Raw genomic sequence first — 23,642 nt, 5'->3', positions numbered from 1 at the left:
ACCTCCCCGACCGGGTGGACGGGTCTTTGAATGGCTGTCTGGGGGCAGGGCGCCGGGGTTCCGCAGGGGGGTGAGCTCATGGATATGCGTTTGCAAGCTGTTGCTTTGTTATGTCGGAATTCGTTCTCCCGCACATCTTTGAACGTGTCCTCGCCGCTGGACGCGGCTTCGAGGCCCGCCTTTCATTCCGTGTTCCGGGTTTCCGGAACCGACGACAAAGGCTGTGGATCAAAACTGTGATGAAAGCACGTGTGCGTACCGCGCTTCAGGCGCGATCGGGCCGCGGGAGACTTGTGCGGCGTGTTGTGGGTCTGTCGGCGGTGGCCGCTGCGGGCTGCCTCGTCGTGGCGCAGGGCGTTTCGGGCGATTCCACCGGTGCGTCGGCGGCCGACGCGGCTCCGGTCGCGGGTGAGGCTCCGGGTTACGCGATCGAGGACTTCGCCTATCCGCAGGCGGACAAGATCCTCGCGGAGCAGGGCATCGTGCTCAAGCGCGGTGACGGTCACATCACCCTGGCGGACTGTGCCAGTGGTACCGGACTCCTGCAGATCATGGCGCGGGAGCGGTCGGGATCGGTCTGCTTCAAGACGGTCGGCAACTCGGGCTGGCTGACGCTGGAGATCCCGTCCGTCTACGTGATGAAGGGCAACGACTACGCGACCCAGGTGGACATGACCGTCGGGAGCGAGGAGAAGTCCTTCGACATCACCAAGAACACCTGGACGCCCGTGGGTGAGAGCGCGGACGAGCAGGGGCGCGAGTTCATGCTCATGGAGATCAGGACCTCCAAGTAGCCCGCCGGCGAGACCCCGTGGCGAAGCCGGTGCCCGTCGGGCACCGGCACCGCACTGCTCTACCGCGTCCGCCTCAACCGAGACTCCCGTCCGGGTTCCAGTCCGAGGGGATCTCCGCCGTCAGACCCAGCGCCCGGGCCCGCTCCTCCACATGCCGCCGGATCTTGTCGTGCGGATCGCGCCGCCCCCGCCCCACCGCGTGGATCGCCCGGTGCAGATCCTCCGCGCCGTGCAGGTCCGCGGGCCGGACCGGGTAGCTGCCGTCGGGGAGGGACCAGCCCTGCGAGGCGCAGTAGCGCCGGGCCGCCGCGTCCAGGTCGGCCGCGTCCGGTGTGCCGATGTTGCCCTTGTCCATACCCGCCTCCAGCGCTGAGTCCGTACGACGCGACGCATTCCAGCACAAACCCGGACGCACCGCCCGCCGGGCGGCGCGTCCGTGCCCGGAATACCCCCTCGCGCCCCCGTGTTCTTGCCTCCGGAAGATCAGGCAGAGCGACGGAGGACACCCGCGTGGGACCGCAACGAGGATGGGCGCGACGGCTGGCGGGATACGCCTGGCGCCATCCGAAGGACGTCGTCCTGGCGCTGGGCGCCTCCCTGGGCGGGATGGCCGTCATGGCCGTCGTCCCGCTGATCACCAAGGTGATCATCGACGACGTGATCGGCGACCACACCCGTGACATGGCCCCCTGGGCCGGCGCCCTGATCGGCGCCGCCGTGCTGATCTACGTCCTCACCTACGTCCGCCGCTACTACGGCGGCCGGCTCGCCCTGGACGTCCAGTACGACCTGCGTACCGGGATGTACGACACGATCACCCGGCTCGACGGCCGCCGCCAGGACGAGCTGTCCACCGGGCAGGTCGTCGGCCGGGCGACCAGCGACCTCCAGCTCATCCAGGGCCTGCTGTTCATGCTCCCGATGACCATCGGGAACGTCCTGCTCTTCCTGATCTCGCTCGGCATCATGGCCTGGCTCTCGCTCCCGCTGACCCTGGTCGCACTCGCCGTCGCCCCCGCCCTCGGCTGGATCGCCCGCCGCAGCCGGACCCGGCTGCACCCCGCCACCTGGTATGCCCAGGCGCAGGCCGCCGCCGTCGCGGGCGTGGTCGACGGCGCGGTGAGCGGGGTCCGCGTGGTGAAGGGGTTCGGGCAGGAGGAGCAGGAGACCGGGAAGCTGCGCGAGGTCGGCCGCAGGCTGTTCGCGGGGCGGCTGCGCACCATCCGGCTGAACAGCAAGTACACCCCCGCCCTCCAGGCCGTCCCGGCGCTCGGCCAGGTCGCGATGCTGGCCCTCGGCGGCTGGCTCGCGGTGCGCGGGCACATCACGCTGGGCACCTTCGTCGCCTTCTCCACCTACCTCGCCCAGCTCGTCGGCCCGGTGCGGATGCTCGCCGTGGTGCTCACCGTCGGCCAGCAGGCCCGCGCGGGCACCGAGCGCGTGCTGGAGCTGATCGACACCGAGCCGTCCCTGAAGGACGGCACCAAGACCCTCCCCGCCGACGCCCCCGCCTCCGTCGAGTTCGACGACGTCTCCTTCGGCTACGACCCCGAGCGGCCCGTGCTCGACGGCCTCAGCCTGGAGATCCGCCCCGGCGAGACCCTGGCCGTGGTCGGCTCCTCCGGCTCCGGCAAGTCCACCCTCTCCCTGCTGCTGCCGCGCTTCTACGACGTCACCCACGGCGCCGTCCTGGTCGGCGGCCACGACGTGCGCGAGCTGACGCTCGACTCGCTGCGCGCCGCGATCGGCCTGGTCCCGGAGGACTCCTTCCTGTTCTCCGCCACCGTCCGCGAGAACATCGCCTACGGCCGCCCCGACGCCACCCAGGACGAGATCGAGGCCGCCGCCCGCGCCGCCCAGGCCGACCGCTTCGTCCGCGAGCTGCCCGAGGGGTACGACACCAAGGTCGGCGAGCACGGCCTGACCCTCTCCGGCGGCCAGCGCCAGCGCCTCGCGCTCGCCCGCGCCCTGCTCACCGATCCCCGCCTGCTGGTGCTGGACGACGCCACCTCGGCGGTGGACGTACGGGTCGAGCACGAGATCCACGAGGCGCTGGCCCACGTCATGGCGGGCCGTACCACCCTGCTCATCGCGCACCGCCGCTCCACCCTGAGCCTCGCCGACCGGATCGCCGTGCTGGACGGCGGCCGGCTGGTCGACCTCGGCACCGACGAGGAACTCCAGGAGCGCTGTCCGCTCTACCGCAGGCTGCTCACCGACCCCGACGAACTGGGCGCCCCCTCGCCGGGCCACGCCCGCCCGGCCGAGCGCACCGAGGACACCTCCGTACGCGAGGAGCTGGACGCCGAGTTCGACGCCGAGCGCGGGGTCACCCCCCGGCTGTGGACCGGCGACCGCACGCCGAGGGAGGAGACCCTCTCCGGCACCCCGGCCACCCCCGAGCTGCTCGCCCAGGTCGAGGCGCTGCCCCCGGCCACCGACACCCCGGACGTGGACGAGGCCCGCGCGGTCCGCGCCGAGGACTCCTACGGGCTGCGCCGCCTGCTGCACGGCTTCGGGCGCCCCCTGCTGGTCAGCCTGGCGCTGGTCGCCGTCGACGCGGGCTCCGGCCTGCTGCTGCCGGTGCTGATCCGGCACGGCATCGACGAGGGCGTGACCCGTACCGCCCTCGGCGCGGTGTGGGCGGCCTCCCTGCTCGGCCTGCTCACCGTGCTGGTGCAGTGGACCGCGCAGTACGGCGAGACCCGGATGACCGGCCGCACCGGCGAGCGGGTGCTGTACGCGCTGCGCCTGAAGATCTTCACGCAGCTCCAGCGGCTCGGCCTGGACTACTACGAGCGTGAGCTGACCGGCCGGATCATGACCCGGATGACCACGGACGTGGACGCGCTGTCCACGTTCCTCCAGACCGGCCTGGTCACCGCGTTCGTCTCGGTCGTCACCTTCTTCGGCATCATGGGCGCCCTGCTGGTGCTGGACGTCCAGCTCGCCCTGGTCGTGTTCGCCACCCTGCCCCCGCTGATCCTCGCCACCTTCTTCTTCCGCCGGGCCAGCGTGAAGGCGTACGAGCTGGCGCGGGAGCGGGTGTCGGTGGTCAACGCCGACCTCCAGGAGTCGGTGGCGGGCCTCAGGATCGTGCAGGCATTCCGCCGCGAGCGGGACGGCGGGCGCCGGTTCGCCGAGCGAAGCGACTCCTACCGGCAGGCCCGCATCCGGGGCCAGTGGCTGATCTCCATCTACTTCCCGTTCGTGCAGCTCCTGTCCTCGGTCGCGGCCGCCGCCGTGCTGATCTCGGGCGCCGGGCGGGTGGAGGCGGCCACGCTGACCACGGGCGCGCTGGTCGCCTATCTGCTCTACATCGACCTGTTCTTCGCCCCGGTGCAGCAGTTGTCCCAGGTCTTCGACGGCTACCAGCAGGCCACCGTGTCGCTGGGCCGCATCCAGGAATTGCTGCGCGAACCGGCGTCCACCGGGGCCGCCGACGCCCCGCTGGAGGTGCTCTCGCTGCGCGGTGACATCGCCTTCGAGGACGTGACGTTCGCGTACGGGGACGAGGAGGAGGCGCTCACCGGGATCGACCTGGTCATCCCGGCCGGGCAGACCGTGGCGTTCGTCGGCGAGACCGGCGCGGGCAAGTCGACGCTGGTCAAGCTGGTGGCGCGGTTCTACGACCCGACCTCGGGCCGGGTCACCGCCGACGGCACCGATCTGCGCGCGCTCGACCTCACCTCGTACCGGCACCGACTCGGGGTGGTGCCGCAGGAGGCGTATCTGTTCCCGGGCACGGTCCGGGACGCCATCGCCTACGGGCGGCCCGACGCCACCGACGCCGAGGTGGAGGCGGCCGCGCGGGCGGTCGGCGCGCACGAGATGATCGCCACCCTGGACGGCGGCTATCTGCACGAGGTCGCCGAGCGCGGCCGGAACCTCTCGGCCGGCCAGCGCCAGCTCATCGCGCTCGCCCGCGCCGAGCTGGTCGACCCCGACGTGCTGCTGCTGGACGAGGCGACGGCCGCGCTGGACCTGGCCACCGAGGCGCAGGTCAACCAGGCCACCGACCGGCTCGCGGGCCGCCGCACCACCCTGGTGGTGGCCCACCGGCTGACCACGGCCGCCCGCGCCGACCGGGTCGTGGTGATGGAGCACGGCCGGGTCGTGGAGGACGGCCACCACACCGAACTCCTCGCCCGCGACGGCCGGTACGCCGACATGTGGCGCACCTTCATCGGCCAGTCGGAGCCGGAGGAGCCGGTCGGCGTCACCTCCTGAGGCGATGCGTTTCCCTGACGGCCGCGCAACCATCCGGCACATCCGTAGCGTCCGTACATCAGTACGTAGATCGCAAAAGTGTGCCCACGGGGCGGGGAGGGGCAGGCGTGGACGGTGGGGCGATACGGCGGTGGGCGGCGCTCGGTGCGGCCGCGCTGACCCTGTCCGGGGTGTTCGCCCTGGCGGCCCCCGGCACCGCCGAGGCCGCCGGCGCCGCGCGGTGCGCCGGGCGCGAGGTGCGGGTCCTGCCGTTCGCCACCGGCACCGTCCACCTCTACCGGCACAACGGCTACGTCTGCGCCACCACCGTCGCCAGAAGACCCGGCACCGGCGGCCTCCTCCTCGTCAGCCTGCAGGCGCGCGGCAACCGGCCGGTGACCGACCGGGGCCCCTACAAGCACCACGCCGGACCGGTGACCGTCCACGCCGGACACCGGTGCGTCAAGGTGCGCGGAGCGGCCGGCCGGGGCGCCGTCGCCTCCGGCTGGATTCTGTGCTGATCGCGCGAAGCGGCCAACCCCCTCTGGTGCGAGAGCAGTTGCTCGGATAGCTTCCGGCGGACATCTGTCTCACAGGGGAGAGTGCGCATGCGCAAGGCGCTGAGATGGCTGCTGGCGCTCACGGTGCTCATCGGCACACTGGGCACGGCGGGCACAGCGGGGGCGGCCACCACGGCACCCACGGACATCAAGGACCGGCTGCTGGCGATACCCGGCATCAGCCTGGTGGAGGAGAAGCCGTACACCGGCTACCGCTACTTCGTCCTGAACTTCACCCAGCCGGTCGACCACCGGCACCCGGACCGGGGCACCTTCCAGCAGCGGATCACCGTGCTGCACAAGGACACCAGCCGCCCGACCGTCTTCTACACCGGCGGCTACAACGTCTCCACCACGCCGTCCCGCCGCGAGCCCACCCAGATCGTGGACGGCAACCAGGTCTCGCTGGAGTACCGCTTCTTCACCCCGTCCCGCCCGGCCCCGGCCGACTGGTCCAAGCTGGACATCTGGCAGGCGGCGAGCGACCAGCACCGCGTCTTCGAGGCGCTGAAGCCGCTGTACTCCGCCAACTGGCTGGCCACCGGCGGCTCCAAGGGCGGCATGACGGCCACCTACTACGAGCGCTTCTACCCCCGCGACATGGACGGCGTGGTCGCCTACGTCGCCCCCAACGACGTGGTGAACAACGAGGACTCGGCCTACGACCGCTTCTTTGCCGACGTGGGCACCAAGGAGTGCCGCGACAAGCTGAACGCCGTCCAGCGCGAGGCGCTCGTCCGCCGCGAGCCGCTGGAGCGGCGGTACGCCCAGTACGCCGCCGACAACGGCTACACCTTCACCACCATCGGCTCCCTGGACAAGGCGTACGAGGCCGTCGTCCTGGACTACGTGTGGGGCTTCTGGCAGTACAGCGGCCTGGCGGACTGCGACTCCGTCCCGTCCGGCGCGGCCGGCGCCAGCGACGACGCGATCTGGGACTCGGTCGACACCATCTCCGGCTTCTCCGCCTACACCGACCAGGGCCTTGAGCAGTACACGCCGTACTACTACCAGGCGGGCACCCAGCTCGGCGCGCCCACCATCCGCTTCCCGCACATCGAGCGGAACCTGATCCGCTACGGCTACCAGCCGCCGCGCAACTTCGTACCCCGCTCCATCCCGATGCGCTTCCAGCCCAGCGCCATGCGGGACGTGGACAACTGGGTCCGGCACGAGGCCCGGCACATGCTCTTCGTGTACGGGCAGAACGACCCGTGGGGCTCGGAGCGGTTCCGCCCCGGCGCGGGCGCCCGTGACGCGTACGTGTTCACCGCGCCCGGCATGAACCACGGCGCGAACGTCGCCGGGCTCGTCGCCGACGAGCGGGCCTTCGCCACCGCCCGCATCCTCAAGTGGGCCGGGGTGGCGTCCCCGGCGGTCCAGGCCGACCCGTCGGCGGCGAAGCCGCTGGCCCGGTTCGACGGCCGGCTGGACGTACGGGACGTGGAGCGCGAGCCCGCGCTGCGCCCGTAGGGCAGGCGGGGGAGGGGGCGCCGGTTCTTCTCCGGCGCCCCCTTCGCCGTTTTCCGTCGCGGTGGGTGATGCCCCGTGAGTTCCCTTGACGGAAAGAAACTTCCCGGATATTGGTGACTTCCGAAAGTTTCCTTCAGCGGTTCTCTCCTTCGGAAGGGGCGCACGTGCACCACACCAGCACGGGAAGCACGGGAAACACCGCGGGACCCTCCAGACGGTCCCTGTTCGCGAGCGCGGCCGGTCTCGGCGCCGCTCTCGCCGTCCCCGCCGCCTCCGGCAGGGCCCACGCCGCCGCCCCCGCCGACGACGCGGCACTGCGCGCGATCATCGCCCGGATGACGCTGGAGGAGAAGGTCGGCCAGCTCTTCGTCTCCCGGATCTACGGCCACTCCGCCACCGCCCCCGACCAGGCGGACATCGACGCCAATATGAGGGAACTCGGCGTCCGCACCGCCGACGAGCTGATCGAGCGGTACCGGGTCGGCGGCATCATCTACTTCACCTGGGCCCACAACACCCGCGACCCGCACCAGATCGCCGACCTCTCCAACGGCATCCAGCGCTCGTCGCTGACCCGGCCGCGCGGGCTGCCCATGCTCATCGCCACCGACCAGGAGCACGGCGCCGTCTGCCGGATCGGCAAGCCCGCCACCCTGCTCCCCGGCGCCATGGCCCTCGCCGCCGGCCGCTCCCGCACCGACGTCCGCACCGCCGGCCGCATCTCCGGCACCGAGCTGCGCGCGCTGGGCGTCAACCAGGACTACGCGCCCGACGCCGACGTCAACGTCAACCCGGCCAACCCGGTCATCGGCGTACGGTCCTTCGGCGCCGACCCCGGCCTGGTGGGCACCCTGGTGGCGGCCGAGGTGAAGGGCTACCAGTCGGCCGGGGTCGCGGCCACCGCCAAGCACTTCCCGGGCCACGGCGACACCGCCGTCGACAGCCACACCGGCTTCCCCGTCATCACGCACAGCCGGGAACTGTGGGACAAGCTGGACGCGGTGCCGTTCCGCGCCGCCGTCGCCGCGGGCATCGACTCCGTGATGACCGCGCACATCCAGTTCCCCGCGCTCGACCCCTCCGGCGACCCCGCCACCCTCTCCCACCCCATCGTCACCGGCATCCTGCGCGGCGAACTCGGCTACGACGGCGTGGTCATCACCGACTCCCTCGGCATGGAGGGCGTCCGCACCAAGTACGGCGACGACCGGGTGCCGGTGCTCGCGCTCAAGGCCGGGGTGGACCAGCTCCTCAACCCGCCGTCGATGGACGTGGCCTACAACGCGGTACTGGCCGCCGTCCGCAACGGCGAGCTGACCGAGGCCCGCGTGGAGGAATCGGTTCTCCGCATCCTGCGCATGAAGGCCAAGCTCGGCCTCTTCCAGGGCACCCGCGTCACCCGCGCGGGCGTCGACCGGACCGTGGGCGACAAGCAGCACCTGGCCGCCGCCGACCGCATCGCCGACCGCACCACCACCCTGCTCGTCAACGAGGGCCGGCTGCTCCCGCTGGACCGGCGCAGGCAGCCCAGGGTCCTGGTCGTCGGCGCCGACCCGGCCTCCCCGTCCGGCACCACCGGCCCGCCCACCGGCGTACTGGCCACCGCGCTGTCTGAACTGGGCTTCACGGCAACGGCGTTGTCCACCGGCACCGCGCCCACCGCCGACGCCGTCACCAAGGCGGTCACCGCCGCCCAGGACGCCGACGCGGTGATCGTGGCCACGTACAACGTCACGGCAGGCAGCTCCCAACGCACCCTTGTGCAACGGCTGTTGGGCACCGGCCGCCCGGTGATCGCGCTGGCGATCCGCAACCCGTACGACGTCGCCCAGCTCACCGAGGTCAAGGCGCACCTGGCGGCCTACTGCTGGACCGACACCGAACTCCGCGCCGCCGCACGGGTGATCGCGGGCCGGGTGAAGCCGCGCGGCAAGCTCCCGGTGCCGATCGCGCGGGCGGACGACCCGGCGAAGGAGCTGTATCCCCTCGGCCACGGACTGAGCTACTAGGAACCCGCGAAAAAACTCTCCACGGGCGTGCAACCCTTCCCCGCCATCCGGTGTCGTACTACGCGTCAGGGCTTCGGGGGGGATTCCGTGGGGGGATCGCGAAGCTCCGGCATGTAGGGGGAAAGCGAGGGGGCGTCCCCGGTCGACACGACCGGGGACGCCCCCTCGAAATATCTCAGGCGGCCGGTGGCGCCACTTCGGCCGCCGTCGGGTACGACTCCTGCGCCCCGCGCCGGGTCACCGCCGCCGCGCCCACGCGGGCCGCGTAGGAGGCAGCCACCGACAACTCCTCGCCCGCGCCCAGCCGCCAGGCCAGCGCGGCCGTGAACGCGTCCCCGGCACCCGTGGTGTCCACCGCGGACACCGCCACCGAGGGCACCGCCCGTACGCCCGAGGCGTCGCACACCAGCGCGCCCTTCGCGCCCAGCGTCACCACCACCGAGCGCGGGCCGAGGGCCAGCAGGCGCCGGGCCCAGTCGGCCGGGTCGTCACCGGTCTCGCCGGTCTCGCCGTCGCCGAGCAGCACCCGCGCCTCGTGCTCGTTGACCACCAGCGGATCGCAGGCGGCCAGCACCTCGGCGGGCAGCGGGCGCGGCGGTGACGGGTTCAGCACGAACCGGGTGCCCTCGGGCAGCGCCCGCACCACGGCCGCCACCGTCTCCAGCGGGATCTCCAACTGTGCCGACACCACCCGCGCCGCGCCCAGCACGTCCGCCCGCACATCACCCTCGGTGAGACGGGCGTTGGCGCCGGGGGAGACCACGATGCTGTTGTCCCCGGAAGGGTCGACGGTGATGAGCGCGACCCCGGTCGGCGCCCCGCCGGTCAGCACGGCCGCGGTGTCCACCCCGGCCGAGCGGAGCGAGTCCAGCAGCAGCCGGCCGTGGCCGTCGTCGCCGACCCGCGCCAGCAGCGCCGTACGGGCACCGAGGCGGGCGGCGGCGACCGCCTGGTTGGCGCCCTTGCCGCCCGGATGGACGGCCAGGTCACCGCCGAGCACCGTCTCCCCGGCACCCGGCCGCCGCTCCACCCCGACCACCAGATCGGCGTTGGCGGACCCCACGACCAGCAGGTCGTAGTCGTACATCAAGGCTCCCTCACGGATGTTGGGACGCGGTCAGCCGGTGAAGCCGGCCACGTTCTCGCGGGTGACCACCTTCACCGGCACCTTCACCGTCGGCGCGACCTTGCCGCCGTCCAGCGCCTTGAGGGCGTTGGTGACGGCGATCCGGCCGAGCTGGGTCGGCTGCTGCGCCACCGACGCGTACAGACTGCCGTCCTTGACCGCCTTCAGTCCGTCCGGGGTGCCGTCGAAGCCGACGACCTGCACGGACTTGCCCGCCTTGGCGCCGAGTGCCTTGATCGCGCCGAGGGCCATCTCGTCGTTGGCCGCGATGACGCCCTGCACATCGGGGTGGGCCTGGAGCAGGTTGGACATCACGTCCAGACCCTTGGCCCGGTCGAAGTCGGCGGGCTGCTGGGCCAGCACCTTGATGCCGGGGAACTGCTTGAGCCCCTTGGCGAAGCCCTCGGCCCGCTCGCGCGCGGCGGAGGTGCCCGCCTGTCCCTGGAGGACGACGATCCGGCCCTTGCCGCCGAGCTTCTCCGCGACCGTCTTCGCGGCCAGCTCGCCGCCCGCCACGTTGTCGGAGGCGACCAGCGCGGCCACCTTCGCCTTGTTGACCCCTCGGTCCACCGCGATCACCGGGATGCCGGCCTTGCCCGCGGCCTTCACCGAGTTGCCGGCCGCGTCGGAGTCCACCGGGTTGACGATGACCGCGCCGTAGCCGGAGCTGGTGAAGTTCTGGAGCTGGTCGGCCTGCTGGGAGGCGTCGTCACGGGCGTCGGTGACGGTGAGGTCCACGCCCCGCTTCCTCGCCTCCGCCTGGGCGCCGTCCCGGATCTGCACGAAGAACGGGTTGTTCAGCGTCGACAGCGACAGACCCAGCTTGGGGGCGGCCGGGGCCGAGCCGTTGTGCAGGAAGGAGGTCGCACCGACGACGGCCACGGTCACCACGGCCGCGAGCCCGTACGTCGCCGCCTGCCTGCCCCGGTTCCCGCCGCCGGTACCGGCCGCCACCGGGGTCGCCCCCGCCTTGCGGCGCACGGTGTCCAGCAGCACGGCCAGCGCGATGACGACACCGATCACGACCTGCTGCCAGAACGCGGAGACGGAGAGCAGGTTGAGGCCGTTGCGCAGCACCGCCAGGATCAGCGCGCCGATCAGGGTGCCCGACGCCTTGCCCGTGCCGCCCGCCAGCGAGGCTCCGCCGATGACGACGGCCGCGATGGCGTCCAGCTCGTAGCCGTCGGCGGCCTGCGGCTGCGCCGAGGACAGCCGGGAGGCCAGCACCACACCGGCGACGGCCGCGAACACGCCGGACAGCGCGTACACGGCGAGCTTCTGCCGCTTCACCCGCAGGCCGGAGAGGCGCGCGGCCTCCTCGTTGCCGCCGATCGCGTACATCGACCGGCCGATGTAGGTCCGTCCCAGCACGAACGCCGCGAGCAGCCCCATCACCACCATGACCAGCACCGGCACCGGCAGCCAGTTGCCGAGGGTGTCGCCGAGGTGGGAGACGGAGTCCGGGAACGGGATCGGCACGCCCCCGGAGATCACCAGCGACAGACCGCGCGCCACCGACAGCATGGCCAGCGTGGCGATGAACGGCGGCAGCTTCCCGTACGCGGTCAGGAAGCCGTTGACCAGGCCCGCCGCGATGCCCGTGGCGAGCGCGAGGACCACCGCGAGGGCGACCGGGACGCCGTGCGAGGTGGCGCTCCAGGCCAGTACGGTCGCCGACAGCGCGGCCACCGAGCCCACCGACAGGTCGATGCCCGCCGAGACGATCACGAAGGTGACACCGAAGGCGAGGATCGCCGTCACGGCCGCCTGCACACCGATGTTGAGCAGGTTGTCGGTGGTCAGGAAGTCGCCCGACAGCACCGACAGGGCTATGACGAGGACGATCAGCGCGGTCAGCGCGCCGTTGTCGAGCAGCAGCCGGCCGAAGCCGCCCACGGAACTGCCGGAGTCCGCCCGGCTCTTGAGGGTGTCAGTGGCCACCGGGGGCCTCCGTTTCGGTACGGGGGTCGGTCGAGGGGTCGGTCGTGGGGGTGCCTACGGCGAGGGACATGACGGCGTCCTGGGTGGCCTCGGCGGAGCTGAGTTCGCCCGCGATCCGGCCCTGGGCCATCACCAGCACCCGGTCGCTCATGCCGAGCACCTCTGGCAGGTCACTGGAGATCATCAGGACGGCGGCGCCGGCCGCGGTGAGTTCGTTGACGAGCTGGTAGATCTCGACCTTGGCGCCGACGTCGATGCCGCGCGTCGGCTCGTCGAGGATCAGCACCCGCGCGTCGGCCAGCAGCCACTTGCCGATGACGACCTTCTGCTGGTTGCCGCCGGAAAGGGTCCGCGCGTGCTGGCCGAGGCCCGCCATCCGCACGTTCAGCCGCTCGGCGATCCGGCCGGCCGCCGCGTACTGGCCCTTGCGGTCCACCAGTCCGGCCCGGCTCGCCGAACGCAGGGTCACCAGGCCCAGGTTCTCCGCCACGGAGGCGTCCAGCACCAGGCCCTGGCCCTTGCGGTCCTCGGGCACCAGGCCGATCCCGGCGGTCAGCGCCGCGTCCACGTCGTGCCGGCGCAGCGCGGTGCCGCGCACCTTCACCGAGCCCGCGTCGTACGGGTCGGCGCCGAACACCGCCCGCGCCACCTCGGTACGGCCCGCGCCGACCAGCCCGGCGATGCCGACGACCTCACCGGCGTGCACCTCGAAGCTCACGTCGTGGAAGACGCCGTTCCGGGTCAGCCCCTCGACCGCGAGCAACGGCTCGCCCCGCTCGGGGCGTTCGCGCGGGTACTGCTGCTCGATGGAGCGGCCCACCATCAGCCGGACCAGTTCGTCCTCGGGCGTGGACGCCGGGACCTGGCCCACGCTGCGGCCGTCCCGGATCACGGTGACCCGGTCGCCGAGCGCGGCGATCTCGTCCAGGTGGTGGGTGATGAACACGATGCCGACGCCGTCCGCGCGCAGCGTGCGCACCAGCGCGAACAGCCGGCCGACCTCCTCGGAGGTGAGCACCGCGGTCGGCTCGTCCATGATCAGCACACGGGCGTCCAGGCTGAGCGCCTTGGCGATCTCCACCATCTGCAGCCGGGCGATGCCCAGTTCGCGCACCCGGGTGCGCGGGTGGACGTCCAGCCCGACCCGCTTCAGCAGGGCCTCGGCGTCCGCCTCCATCCGGCCCCGGTCCACCATGCCGAACCGGCGCGGCTGGCGGCCCAGGAAGATGTTCTCGGCCACCGTGAGGTCGGGGACCAGGTTGAACTCCTGGTAGATGGTGGCGATCCCGAGCGCCTCCGCGTCACGCGCGGAGCGCACCCGGACCTCGGTGCCGTCGACCAGGATGCGCCCGGAGTCCGGCGGGCAGGCGCCGGAGAGGGTCTTGATCAGGGTGGACTTGCCCGCGCCGTTCTCGCCGAGCAGGACATGCACCTCGCCCCGGCGCAGGCCGAAGTCGACGCCGTCCAGCGCGACCACACCGGGGAATGCCTTGCGGATGCCCTCGACGCGCAGCAGTTCGTCGGGATCGCTCACGGTGTGCTCCTCTGCACCGGTGTGCTCCTTCGCATGGGGGACGTGGGAGGAATGAGTACGGGCGCCGGGGCACCGCACGAGCGGCGCACCACCAGGCGGGCGTCGAGGGTCACGGACTCCGCGGCCCGCCCCTCGATCCGGTCGACCAGGGCGCGTACGGCGGCCCGGCCCAGTTCGCCGGTGGGCTGGGCGATGGCGGTGATCGGCGGGTCGGTGTGCACGAACCACGGGATGTCGTCGAACACCGCCAGCGCGATGTCGTCCGGTATCCGCAGCCCGCGCGCCCGGATCGCGTCCAGCGCGCCCAGCGCCATCAGGTTGTCGGCGGCGAACACCGCGTCGGGAGGCTCGGGCAGGTCGAGGAAGCCCTCGGTGACCCGCCGTCCGCTGGCCGCCTGGAAGTCGCCGTGGCCGATCAGTTCGTCGGTGAGCGGCAGCCCGTAGTCGGCCAGCGCGTCCCGGAAGGCGGCCACCCGCTCGCTGCCGGTGGTGGTGCCGGCCGGGCCCGCGATGATGGCGAGCCGCCGGTGCCCGAGCAGGTGCAGATGCGCCACCAGATCCCGTACCGCCCGCCGTCCGTCGGCCCGGACCACCGGGACCTCGGCGCCCGGAATCCAGCGGTCCACGAAGACCACCGGGGTGCCCGCGCGGGCCGCGTCCAGCAGCAGCGGGGAGTCGCCGGGGGCCGGGGAGACCAGCAGACCGTCGATCCGGCGGTCCAGCAGGGTGCGGACGTGGTGGTCCTGGAGGTCGGGGCGCTCGTCGGCGTTGCCGATGATCACGCTGTACCCGAGGGCGCGCGCCGCCTCCTCCACCGAGCGGGCCAGCTCGGTGAAGTACGGGTTGAGCACATCGCCGATCACCAGGCCGAGGGCGTGGGTCTGGTCGGTGCGCAGGGAACGGGCCACGGCGTTGGGCCGGTAGCCCAGCGCGGCCACGGCGGCCAGCACACGGGAGCGCGCGTCGGCGCTCACCGAGGGATGGGCGTTCAGCACGCGCGAGACCGTGGCGACGGAGACACCCGCCGTGGCGGCGACGTCCTTGATGCTCGCCATCGACGGCTCCACCTCCTTGTGGAATCGTTTACAACGACGTGTTCCGGAGGATTGGAATCGATTACACGAGCTCCCGGCAAGACCCTCCCCGGTGGCTGAAATCAGATCGTGATGAACCCCGCTCAGATGAGCGCTTCGGGTGCGGGGTTCACTGTCCGCCCCCGCCGGTACCGTCGGTCCATGGCTCAGCAGGCGTCTCGGCAGACGGGGAACACCACGGGCGAACGGCAGTCGGCCGAGCTGGAGGGTGTGCTGGAACGCATCACCTACGCCGACGAGGAGACCGGTTACACCGTCGCCCGCGTCGACACCGGCCGGGGCGGCGGCGACCTGCTCACCGTGGTCGGCGCGCTGCTCGGCGCCCAGGTGGGGGAGTCCTTGCGGATGCGGGGCCGCTGGGGCTCCCACCCCCAGTACGGCAAGCAGTTCACCTGCGAGAACTACACGACCGTCCTCCCCGCCACCGTCCAGGGCATCCGCCGCTACCTCGGCTCCGGGCTGGTCAAGGGCATCGGCCCGGTCTTCGCCGACCGCATCACCCGGCACTTCGGCCTGGACACCCTGAGGATCATCGAGGAGGAGCCCGGGCGCCTGATCGAGGTCCCCGGCCTCGGCCCCAAGCGCACCGCGCGCATCGCCGACGCCTGGGAAAAGCAGAAGGCGATCAAGGAGGTCATGCTCTTCCTCCAGAGCGTCGAGGTCTCCACCTCCATCGCCGTGCGCATCTACAAGAAGTACGGCGACGCCTCGATCTCCGTGGTGCGGAACCAGCCGTACCGGCTCGCCGCCGACGTCTGGGGCATCGGCTTCCTCACCGCCGACAAGATCGCCCAGTCCGTCGGCATCCCGCACGACAGCCCCGAACGCGTCAAGGCCGGGCTCCAGTACGCCCTTTCCCAGTCCACCGACCAGGGCCACTGCTATCTGCCCGAGGAACGCCTCATCGCGGACGCGGTCAAGCTCCTCCAGGTCGACACCGGCCTGGTCATCGAGTGCCTGGCCGCGCTGGCCGCCCCCGGCGAGGAGGGCGAGGAGCCCGGTGTCGTACGGGAGCGGGTGCCCGGACCGGACGGCGGGGAGCCGGTCACCGCCGTGTACCTCGTCCCCTTCCACCGGGCCGAACTCTCCCTCGCCGCACAGGTGTCGAGGCTGCTGCGCACCGGCGAGGACCGGATGCCGGTCTTCCGGGACGTGAACTGGGACAAGGCGCTCGGCTGGCTGAGGGGCCGTACCGGCACCGACCTGGCGCCCGAGCAGGAGGCCGCCGTCCGGCTCGCGCTCACCCAGAAGGTCGCCGTCCTCACCGGCGGCCCCGGCTGCGGCAAGTCCTTCACCGTCCGCTCGGTGGTCGAACTCGCCCGCGCCCGGCGGGCCAAGGTGCTGCTCGCCGCGCCCACCGGACGCGCCGCCAAGCGGCTGGCCGAACTGACCGGCGCCGAGGCGTCCACCGTGCACCGGCTGCTGGAACTGAAGCCCGGCGGGGACGCCGCCTACGACCGCGACCGCCCGCTGGACGCCGACCTCGTGGTGGTGGACGAGGCGTCCATGCTGGACCTGCTGCTGGCCAACAAGCTGGTCAAGGCCGTGCCGCCCGGCGCCCATCTGCTCTTCGTCGGTGACGTGGACCAGTTGCCCAGCGTCGGCGCCGGGGAGGTGCTGCGGGACCTGCTGGCCGAGGGGAGCCCGGTGCCCGCGGTCCGGCTCACCCGCGTCTTCCGTCAGGCCCAGCGCTCCGGCGTGGTCACCAACGCGCACCGCATCAACGCGGGCCGGCACCCGCTCACCGAGGGGCTCACCGACTTCTTCCTCTTCGTGGAGGACGACACCGAGGAGGCCGGCCGGCTCACCGTGGACGTGGCCGCCCGCCGCATCCCGGCCCGCTTCGGCCTCGACCCGCGCCGGGACGTGCAGGTCCTCGCCCCGATGCACCGGGGCCCGGCCGGTGCCGCCGCCCTCAACGCCCTGCTCCAGCAGGCGGTCACGCCCGGCCGCCCCGATGTGCCGGAGAAGCGGTTCGGCGGCCGGGTCTTCCGGGTCGGCGACAAGGTCACCCAGGTCCGCAACAACTACGACAAGGGCGCGGCCGGTGTCTTCAACGGCACCGTGGGAGTGGTGACCTCACTCGACCCGGTCGAACAGCGCCTGACGGTACTGACCGACGAGGACGAGGAGGTGGGGTACGAATTCGACGAACTGGACGAACTGGCCCACGCCTACGCCGTGACCATTCACCGCTCCCAGGGCAGTGAATACCCGGCCGTGGTGATCCCGGTCACCACCGGGGCCTGGATGATGCTCCAGCGGAACCTGCTCTACACGGCGGTCACCCGCGCCAAGAAGCTGGTGGTGCTGGTGGGTTCGCGCAAGGCGATCGCGCAGGCCGTACGCACCGTGTCGGCAGGCCGGCGGTGCACCGCGCTCGGCTTCAGGCTCGCCGGTTCCGGACGTGTCGGCGAAAATGATCGATCAAATGAGTCATGAAGGTCACAGAGCCTTTCCGGATGCCCCGCCCAGGGGGCAGGATGAGCAGGTTGACGGCACTGAGTGCCGCCAGTGGGCCAAGTGGCGACCCCGAGTGCACTCTCCTGAGCCAAATGGGGGATGGTAGAGACAGTCAGGGCACCTCGAAGATGAGGCACTAAGTCGGTGAGGGAAGACGTGAGCGAGCACACCAAGAACGACGCGGTAGTACTGCGGGTCGGCGACGGCGAGTACACCTATCCGGTGGTCGACAGCACCGTCGGTGACAAGGGCTTCGACATCGGGAAGCTCCGCGCCCAGACCGGTCTGGTGACCCTGGACAGCGGCTACGGCAACACCGCCGCGTACAAGTCCGCCGTCACCTACCTCGACGGCGAGGCGGGCATCCTCCGCTACCGCGGCTACCCGATCGAGCAGCTCGCCGAGCGCTCCACCTTCCTGGAGGTGGCGTACCTCCTGATCAACGGTGAGCTGCCGACCGTCGACGAGCTGGCCAGGTTCAAGAACGACATCACGCGGCACACCCTGCTGCACGAGGACGTCAAGAACTTCTACCGGGGCTTCCCGCGCGACGCCCACCCGATGGCCATGCTGTCCTCGGTCGTCTCGGCGCTGTCCACCTTCTACCAGGACAGCCACAACCCGTTCGACGAGAAGCAGCGCGACCTCTCCACGATCCGGCTGCTCGCCAAGCTCCCGACGATCGCGGCGTACGCCTACAAGAAGTCGATCGGCCACCCGTTCGTCTACCCGCGCAACGACCTCGGCTACGTCGAGAACTTCCTGCGCATGACGTTCTCGGTGCCGGCCCAGGAGTACGACCTCGACCCGGTCGTCGTCTCCGCGCTGGACAAGCTGCTGATCCTGCACGCGGACCACGAGCAGAACTGCTCGACCTCCACGGTCCGCCTGGTCGGCTCCTCGCAGGCCAACATGTTCGCCTCCATCTCCGCCGGCATCAACGCGCTGTGGGGCCCGCTGCACGGCGGCGCCAACCAGTCGGTGCTGGAGATGCTGGAGAACATCCAGGCCAACGGCGGCGACGTCGACTCCTTCATCCGCAAGGTGAAGAACAAGGAGGACGGCGTCCGCCTGATGGGCTTCGGCCACCGGGTGTACAAGTCCTTCGACCCGCGCGCCAAGATCATCAAGGCCGCCGCGCACGACGTCCTCTCCGCGCTCGGCAAGTCCGACGAGCTGCTGGACATCGCGCTCAAGCTGGAGGAGCACGCGCTCTCCGACGACTACTTCGTCTCGCGCAACCTCTACCCCAACGTGGACTTCTACACCGGTCTGATCTACCGGGCCATGGGCTTCCCGACCGAGATGTTCACGGTCCTGTTCGCGCTGGGCCGGCTGCCGGGCTGGATCGCCCAGTGGACCGAGATGATCAAGGAGCCGGGTTCCCGCATCGGCCGCCCGCGCCAGATCTACACGGGCGTCGTCGAGCGCGACTTCGTCCCGGTCGAGCAGCGCTGAACACGTAAGCAGCGCTGAGCACGTAAAAAGTGAGCGCGTAAAAAGCGGAAGGCGCCCTGGCGTCGGTCCCCCCACGGGCCGACGTCCAGGGCGCCTTCCCATGCCCCGGTGCGGATTCCCCCCACGGGATCCGGGCCGGGCGCTCGGAGAGACAGCGCCTGAATTCGCTGTCCGAGCAGGACGGGCGGACCCGCCGTGCTCCAGTGACGTAAAACGGTTGCGGTCTGCCGGGACAGCGCACGCTGGGAGGGCCGCTCAAAGCTTCCCGGTGTACGTGCCCCGGCAACGCATCTCTGAGGCGGTCCCCCAAGACAACCCCAGATGCCAGCCGGCGCCCCCCAAGACGCTGGACTGACACCGCCAACTTAGACCTTCGAACCCCTTCGATGGTTACGTTCGCGTCACTGTGATCTGCGTCTCTTGCATACGTCCCATAGGTGCGCAAGAGCCCCGATACGGCGATCGAGGCCCAAGCGTAAGGAACATGCGCGAGCCTTGTGAAGAGCTTATGTGAGGTGCGCGCCGGACTCTAGGGGGACTCTTACTTCTGCGCGGGGGACTTCTTCCGGCCACCGCGGCACTTCCTGGCCCGTCTCAGTGGAACCGGCGCAGCCGCAGGCTGTTGGTCACCACGAACACCGAGGAGAAGGCCATCGCCGCCCCCGCGATCATCGGGTTCAGCAGCCCCGCCGCGGCCAGCGGCAGCGCGGCGACGTTGTAGCCGAAGGCCCACACCAGATTGCCCTTGATGGTGGCGAGGGTGCGCCGGGAGAGCCGGATGGCGTCGGCGGCCACCCGCAGGTCGCCCCGGACCAGGGTGAGGTCCCCGGCCTCGATCGCCGCGTCCGTGCCGGTGCCCATGGCCAGACCCAGGTCGGCGGTGGCGAGCGCGGCCGCGTCGTTCACCCCGTCCCCGACCATGGCGACGGTCCGCCCCTCGCGTCGCAGCCTTTGGACCACGTCCACCTTGTCCTCGGGCAGCACCTCGGCGACGACCTCGTCGATGCCGACCTCGCGCGCGACCGCCTCCGCGACCGTGCGGTTGTCCCCGGTGAGCAGCACCGGCTTCAGGCCCAGTGCGCGCAGGTCCCGTACCGCCTCGGCGCTGGTCTCCTTCACCGCGTCCGCGACGGCGAGCACCGCGCGCGGCTCGCCGTCCCAGCCCGTCACCACGGCCGTACGGCCCTGCTGTTCGGCCCTGGAGCGGGCGGCGGCCAGTTCGGCGGGCAGGTCGTCCCAGAGCCGTCCGGCGGCCACCTCGTGGCCGTCCACGCGGCCGCGTACGCCCCGGCCGGGGACGTTCTCGAAGTGCTCGGCCGGTGGCAGTGTGCCGACGCGCTCCTCGGCGCCCTCCGCGACGGCGCGGGCGACGGGGTGCTCGGAGGCGTGCTCCAGGGCGCCGACGAGCCGCAGCACCTGCTTCTCGTCCTCGCCGGGGGCGGTGTACACCTCCTGGAGCGTCATCCGCCCGGTGGTGACGGTGCCGGTCTTGTCGAGGACGACGGTGTCGACGCGGCGGGTGGACTCCAGCACCTCGGGGCCCTTGATGAGGATGCCGAGCTGTGCGCCCCGCCCGGTGCCGACCATCAGCGCGGTCGGCGTGGCCAGGCCCAGGGCGCAGGGGCAGGCGATGATCAGTACGGCGACGGCGGCGGTGAACGCGGCGACCGTGTCGCCGGTGACGGCCAGCCAGACGCCGAAGGTGCCGAGCGCGATGAGGATGACGACGGGCACGAACACGGCGGAGATCCGGTCGGCCAGGCGCTGTACCTCGGCCTTGCCGTTCTGCGCGTCCTCCACCAGCCGGGCCATCCGGGCGAGCTGGGTGTCGCCGCCGACGCGGGTCGCCTCGACCAGCAGCCGGCCGCCCGCGTTGACGGTGGCGCCGGTGACCCGGTCGCCGGCGGAGACGTCGACGGGCACGGACTCGCCGGTCAGCATGGAGGCGTCGACGGCGGAGGTGCCCTCGATCACCGTGCCGTCGGTGGCGATCTTCTCGCCGGGCCGCACCACGAACCGGTCGCCCACGGCGAGCGAGCCCACCGGCACCCGGACCTCACGCCCGGCCCGGACCACGGTCACGTCCTTGGCGCCCAGCTCCATCAGCGCCCGCAGCGCGGCCCCCGCCCTGCGCTTGGAGCGGGCCTCCAGATAGCGGCCGAGCAGGATCAGCGCGACGACCCCGGCGGCGACCTCCAGATAGATGACGGAGGTGCCCTCGGAGCGGGAGACGGTGAACGAGAAGGCGTGCCGCATGCCGGGCATGCCCGCGTGGCCGAAGAAGAGCGCCCACAGCGACCAGCCGAACGCGGCGAGCGTGCCGACCGAGACCAGGGTGTCCATGGTGGCCGCGCCGTGCCGCAGGTTGGTCCAGGCGGCCCGGTGGAAGGGCAGGCCTCCCCAGACGACCACGGGGGCGGCGAGGGTCAGCGAGAGCCACTGCCAGTTGTCGAACTGGAGCGCCGGGACCATCGCCATCAGGATGACGGGCACGGCCAGCAGGGCGGAGATCAGCAGCCGCTGCCGGAGCGCGGACAGCTCCGGGTCGCGCTCGGCCCGACCGGCGGACTCGCCCGTGTCGGCGGCCGGTTCGGGCTCCGGGGGCGGGGGTTCCTCGGCGGTGTACCCGGTCTTCTCGACGACCGCGATCAGGTCCGCGACGTGGACGCCGTCGCCGAAGCTGACCTTCGCCTTCTCCGTCGCGTAGTTGACGGTGGCGCTCACGCCGTCCATGCGGTTGAGCTTCTTCTCCACCCGCGCGGCGCAGGACGCGCAGGTCATGCCGCCGATGAGCAGCTCGACCCGGTTCTCGTCCGCCTCGGGCGCCGTACGCCCTGTCGGTGCGGTGGTGCTGGTCATGCCCGGACTCCAGACATCGGACCGGACCTTACGGAATCCAGTATGAGCTGGTCGGTACGGCCCGGTCGGGGAAGGGTTGCGCGGTCCGCGCGCGGGACGCGCGGACCTGCGGGGTGGTGCTCAGGCCCGCCCGGCCAGCTCGAAGCCGGCCTCGTCGACGGCAGCGCGCACGGCCTCGTCGTCGAGCGGGGCGGCCGAGACGACGGTGACCTCACCGGTGGAGGCCACGGCCTTCACCGAGCTGACACCGGGGATCTCGGAGATCTCGGCGGAGACGGAACCCTCGCAGTGGCCGCAGCTCATGCCGCTCACCTGGTAGACGGCGGTGACGGAGCCGGGGGTGTCGGTCTGGGCGCTCATGTCGTTCTCCTCGTCGTACTGGGTCGTACTGGGTCGTACTGGGTCGTACTGGGTCGTACTGGGGGTGCCCTCAGGGGACCCTCACTCTTCGAACACTATACCCCTAGGGGGTATTCCCCAAGGGGGTGCCGAGCGGTGGGGGAATTCACCGGCACCCTATGTATACGCCCGCTTTGTCGCAGTACGGCGAACGCCCGCACGCCGTCCCCGGGGGAGGCGTGCGGGCGTTCCTGGTCGGGTGGCGCGGGGGTCAGCCCTCTCTGCGGCCCCGGTTGCCGGGCCGGGAGGCGACCCAGGCGCGCACCGTGTCGGCGTACCAGTACGGCTTGCCGCTCTCCACGTGGTCGGGCGGCGGCAGCAGGCCGTGTTTCCGGTACGACCGAACGGTGTCCGGCTGCACCCGGATGTGTGCCGCGATCTCCTTGTAGGACCAGAGCCTGCGGTCGGTCATGCGTCGCACCTCCTGCGCGCGCCGCGGCGGCGGCCGGGGAACGGCCGTCGGGGGAGCCCGGCGCTGTGCTGGTGATCACCAAGCCTGTGCCCGGTCAACGACGCAGAGTGACCATGAGCAAGCGGCTGTGGGCCGGGTGTGACGGAGAACCCGCGTAGGCGAGACGTATGTGACGGGAGGGACAAGTCCGTGACGAAACCACAGCGAACGGACTTGAGGCCCGCCAGGCGTGGCGGGTTGACCCGAGCGGCTCCGGTCGCTCCGCAGAAACGTCACATCGCGCGAAAGCGGACGACGTCAGACGCCGCAGGACCGCAGGAACGCCCGCGTCCGCCGTGCGATCGGCAGCGGCTTGTCCGGTTCGCAGGGGTACATGTCCTGCTCGACGATGGCGAAGAGGTCGGTGTCCAGCCGGGCCGCCGCCTCCAGGACCGGGCCCAGCGCGGGTACCCCGGCGGGCGGTTCGCACATCACGCCTTGCGCGACCGCCGGGCCGAAGGGGGTGCCGTCGGCCCGTACCCGCGCCAGGATCTCCGGGTCGACCTGCTTGAGGTGCAGGTAGCCGAGCCGTTCGCCGTAGGTCTCGATCAGCTCGACGCTGTCCCCGCCGCAGTAGGCGTAGTGGCCGGTGTCCAGGCACAGGGAGACCAGGTCGGGGTCGGTGGCGTCGAGGAAGCGGGTGACGTGGGCCTCGGTGTCGATGTGGGTGTCGGCGTGGGGGTGGACGACGATCGTCAGGCCGTACCGTTCGCGCACCTCGTGGCCCAGCCGTTCGGTCTGCCCGGTGAGGTCGCGCCACTGGGCCGGGGTCAGTTCGGCCGGCTCCAGTACCGCGCCGGTGCGGTCGTCCCGCCAGAAGGAGGGGATGACGACGAGATGGCGGGCGCCCGTCGCCCGAGTCAGCGCCGCGACGGCGGAGACGTGCTCCCAGGTCTTCTCCCACACCGCCGGGCCGTGGTGCAGCCCGGTGAACACGGTCCCGGCCGACACCTTCAGGCCGCGCCGGGCGGTCTCCTCGGCGAGCACCTCGGGGTCGGTGGGCAGATACCCGTAGGGGCCCAGCTCGATCCACTCGTAGCCGGACGCGGCCACCTCGTCCAGGAAGCGCCGCCAGGGGACCTGGGCGGGGTCGTCCGGGAACCAGACGCCCCAGGAGTCGGGCGCCGATCCGACGCGGACACGGGACAGCGGGGAGGACGGCATCGACGTCATGGCCGCCAGCGTGCGGGCCGTCCGGAAAGGGTGTCAATAGCTGGTCCGAATGTCTGGACAAAACGTTGACAGGGCTCACCGGACCGGACTAGAAAGCCG

Annotated in this window: 16 protein-coding genes; 7 read left to right on the top strand and 9 right to left on the bottom strand. The window is 71.7% G+C overall.

All coding sequences use genetic code 11. The features are described 5' to 3' along the window. Window positions 1–293 precede the first annotated feature (293 nt). Window positions 294–794: a hypothetical protein gene (locus tag ACZ3HQ_RS19445; RefSeq protein WP_467512478.1), complete on the top strand. Its 501-nt coding sequence runs from the start codon at window positions 294–296 to the stop codon at window positions 792–794. Between the two features lie 73 nt (window positions 795–867). On the opposite strand, the gene ACZ3HQ_RS19440 is transcribed toward ACZ3HQ_RS19445, so the two are convergent. Then, the gene (locus ACZ3HQ_RS19440) at window positions 868–1,149 is read right to left on the bottom strand and encodes a hypothetical protein (RefSeq protein WP_467512476.1); all 282 of its coding nucleotides are present in this window, start codon (window positions 1,147–1,149) and stop codon (window positions 868–870) included. A gap of 155 nt (window positions 1,150–1,304) precedes the next feature. On the opposite strand from ACZ3HQ_RS19440, the gene ACZ3HQ_RS19435 reads away from it, so the two are divergent. From ACZ3HQ_RS19435 to ACZ3HQ_RS19420, 4 genes are all read left to right on the top strand, one after another. Beyond that, window positions 1,305–5,024 carry an ABC transporter ATP-binding protein gene (locus ACZ3HQ_RS19435; protein WP_467512474.1) on the top strand — a complete coding sequence of 1,240 codons (3,720 nt, stop codon included), beginning with the start codon at window positions 1,305–1,307 and terminating at the stop codon, window positions 5,022–5,024. A gap of 107 nt (window positions 5,025–5,131) precedes the next feature. Further along, window positions 5,132–5,524: a hypothetical protein gene (locus ACZ3HQ_RS19430; RefSeq protein WP_467512472.1), complete on the top strand. Its 393-nt coding sequence runs from the start codon at window positions 5,132–5,134 to the stop codon at window positions 5,522–5,524. A gap of 87 nt (window positions 5,525–5,611) precedes the next feature. Then, window positions 5,612–7,036: a S28 family serine protease gene (locus ACZ3HQ_RS19425; RefSeq protein WP_467512470.1), complete on the top strand. Its 1,425-nt coding sequence runs from the start codon at window positions 5,612–5,614 to the stop codon at window positions 7,034–7,036. Between the two features lie 164 nt (window positions 7,037–7,200). After that, a complete protein-coding gene (locus ACZ3HQ_RS19420; RefSeq protein ID WP_467512468.1) occupies window positions 7,201–9,045 on the top strand; it encodes a glycoside hydrolase family 3 protein in 1,845 nt (614 codons plus the stop codon). A 175-nt stretch (window positions 9,046–9,220) separates the two neighbouring features. On the opposite strand, the gene ACZ3HQ_RS19415 is transcribed toward ACZ3HQ_RS19420, so the two are convergent. Genes ACZ3HQ_RS19415 through ACZ3HQ_RS19400 form a run of 4 tightly spaced genes read right to left on the bottom strand, consistent with a single transcriptional unit; the run spans window position 9,221 to window position 14,701 of the window. Next, a complete protein-coding gene (locus ACZ3HQ_RS19415; protein WP_467512466.1) occupies window positions 9,221–10,132 on the bottom strand; it encodes a ribokinase in 912 nt (303 codons plus the stop codon). Window positions 10,133–10,162: 30 nt separating this feature from the next. After that, window positions 10,163–12,112: an ABC transporter permease/substrate-binding protein gene (locus ACZ3HQ_RS19410; protein ID WP_467512464.1), complete on the bottom strand. Its 1,950-nt coding sequence runs from the start codon at window positions 12,110–12,112 to the stop codon at window positions 10,163–10,165. Next, window positions 12,102–13,646: a sugar ABC transporter ATP-binding protein gene (locus ACZ3HQ_RS19405; RefSeq protein WP_467512462.1), complete on the bottom strand. Its 1,545-nt coding sequence runs from the start codon at window positions 13,644–13,646 to the stop codon at window positions 12,102–12,104. Before ACZ3HQ_RS19405 ends, ACZ3HQ_RS19410 begins: the two co-directional genes overlap by 11 nt. Continuing rightward, window positions 13,643–14,701 carry a LacI family DNA-binding transcriptional regulator gene (locus ACZ3HQ_RS19400; protein WP_467512460.1) on the bottom strand — a complete coding sequence of 353 codons (1,059 nt, stop codon included), beginning with the start codon at window positions 14,699–14,701 and terminating at the stop codon, window positions 13,643–13,645. The genes ACZ3HQ_RS19405 and ACZ3HQ_RS19400 overlap by 4 nt, the downstream gene beginning before the upstream one ends. A 180-nt stretch (window positions 14,702–14,881) precedes the next feature. Here ACZ3HQ_RS19400 and recD2 point away from each other — a divergent pair, with 180 nt between their 5' ends. Continuing rightward, window positions 14,882–17,182 carry an SF1B family DNA helicase RecD2 gene (gene recD2 / locus ACZ3HQ_RS19395; RefSeq protein ID WP_467512458.1) on the top strand — a complete coding sequence of 767 codons (2,301 nt, stop codon included), beginning with the start codon at window positions 14,882–14,884 and terminating at the stop codon, window positions 17,180–17,182. 177 nt (window positions 17,183–17,359) lie between these two features. Then, window positions 17,360–18,661, top strand: coding sequence for a citrate synthase (locus tag ACZ3HQ_RS19390; RefSeq protein WP_467512456.1), 1,302 nt, complete (start codon window positions 17,360–17,362; stop codon window positions 18,659–18,661). Window positions 18,662–19,255: 594 nt separating this feature from the next. Here ACZ3HQ_RS19390 and ACZ3HQ_RS19385 read toward each other — a convergent pair. The 4 genes from ACZ3HQ_RS19385 to ACZ3HQ_RS19370 form a co-directional block, all read right to left on the bottom strand. Next, on the bottom strand, window positions 19,256–21,520 hold the full coding sequence (locus tag ACZ3HQ_RS19385) for a heavy metal translocating P-type ATPase (RefSeq protein WP_467512454.1): 2,265 nt from the start codon (window positions 21,518–21,520) through the stop codon (window positions 19,256–19,258). Between the two features lie 120 nt (window positions 21,521–21,640). Continuing rightward, window positions 21,641–21,880, bottom strand: coding sequence for a heavy-metal-associated domain-containing protein (locus ACZ3HQ_RS19380; protein WP_467512452.1), 240 nt, complete (start codon window positions 21,878–21,880; stop codon window positions 21,641–21,643). A 250-nt stretch (window positions 21,881–22,130) separates the two neighbouring features. Beyond that, window positions 22,131–22,331 (bottom strand): helix-turn-helix transcriptional regulator, encoded by a 201-nt coding sequence (locus ACZ3HQ_RS19375; RefSeq protein WP_135788626.1) that lies wholly within the window; start codon window positions 22,329–22,331, stop codon window positions 22,131–22,133. Window positions 22,332–22,628: 297 nt separating this feature from the next. Continuing rightward, window positions 22,629–23,543, bottom strand: coding sequence for a sugar phosphate isomerase/epimerase family protein (locus ACZ3HQ_RS19370; protein ID WP_467512449.1), 915 nt, complete (start codon window positions 23,541–23,543; stop codon window positions 22,629–22,631). Between the last annotated feature and the right edge of the window lie 99 nt (window positions 23,544–23,642).

The sequence above is a fragment of the Streptomyces sp. NPDC018263 genome (assembly GCF_055562575.1).
This window is presented reverse-complemented; position numbering and strand designations above follow the sequence as displayed.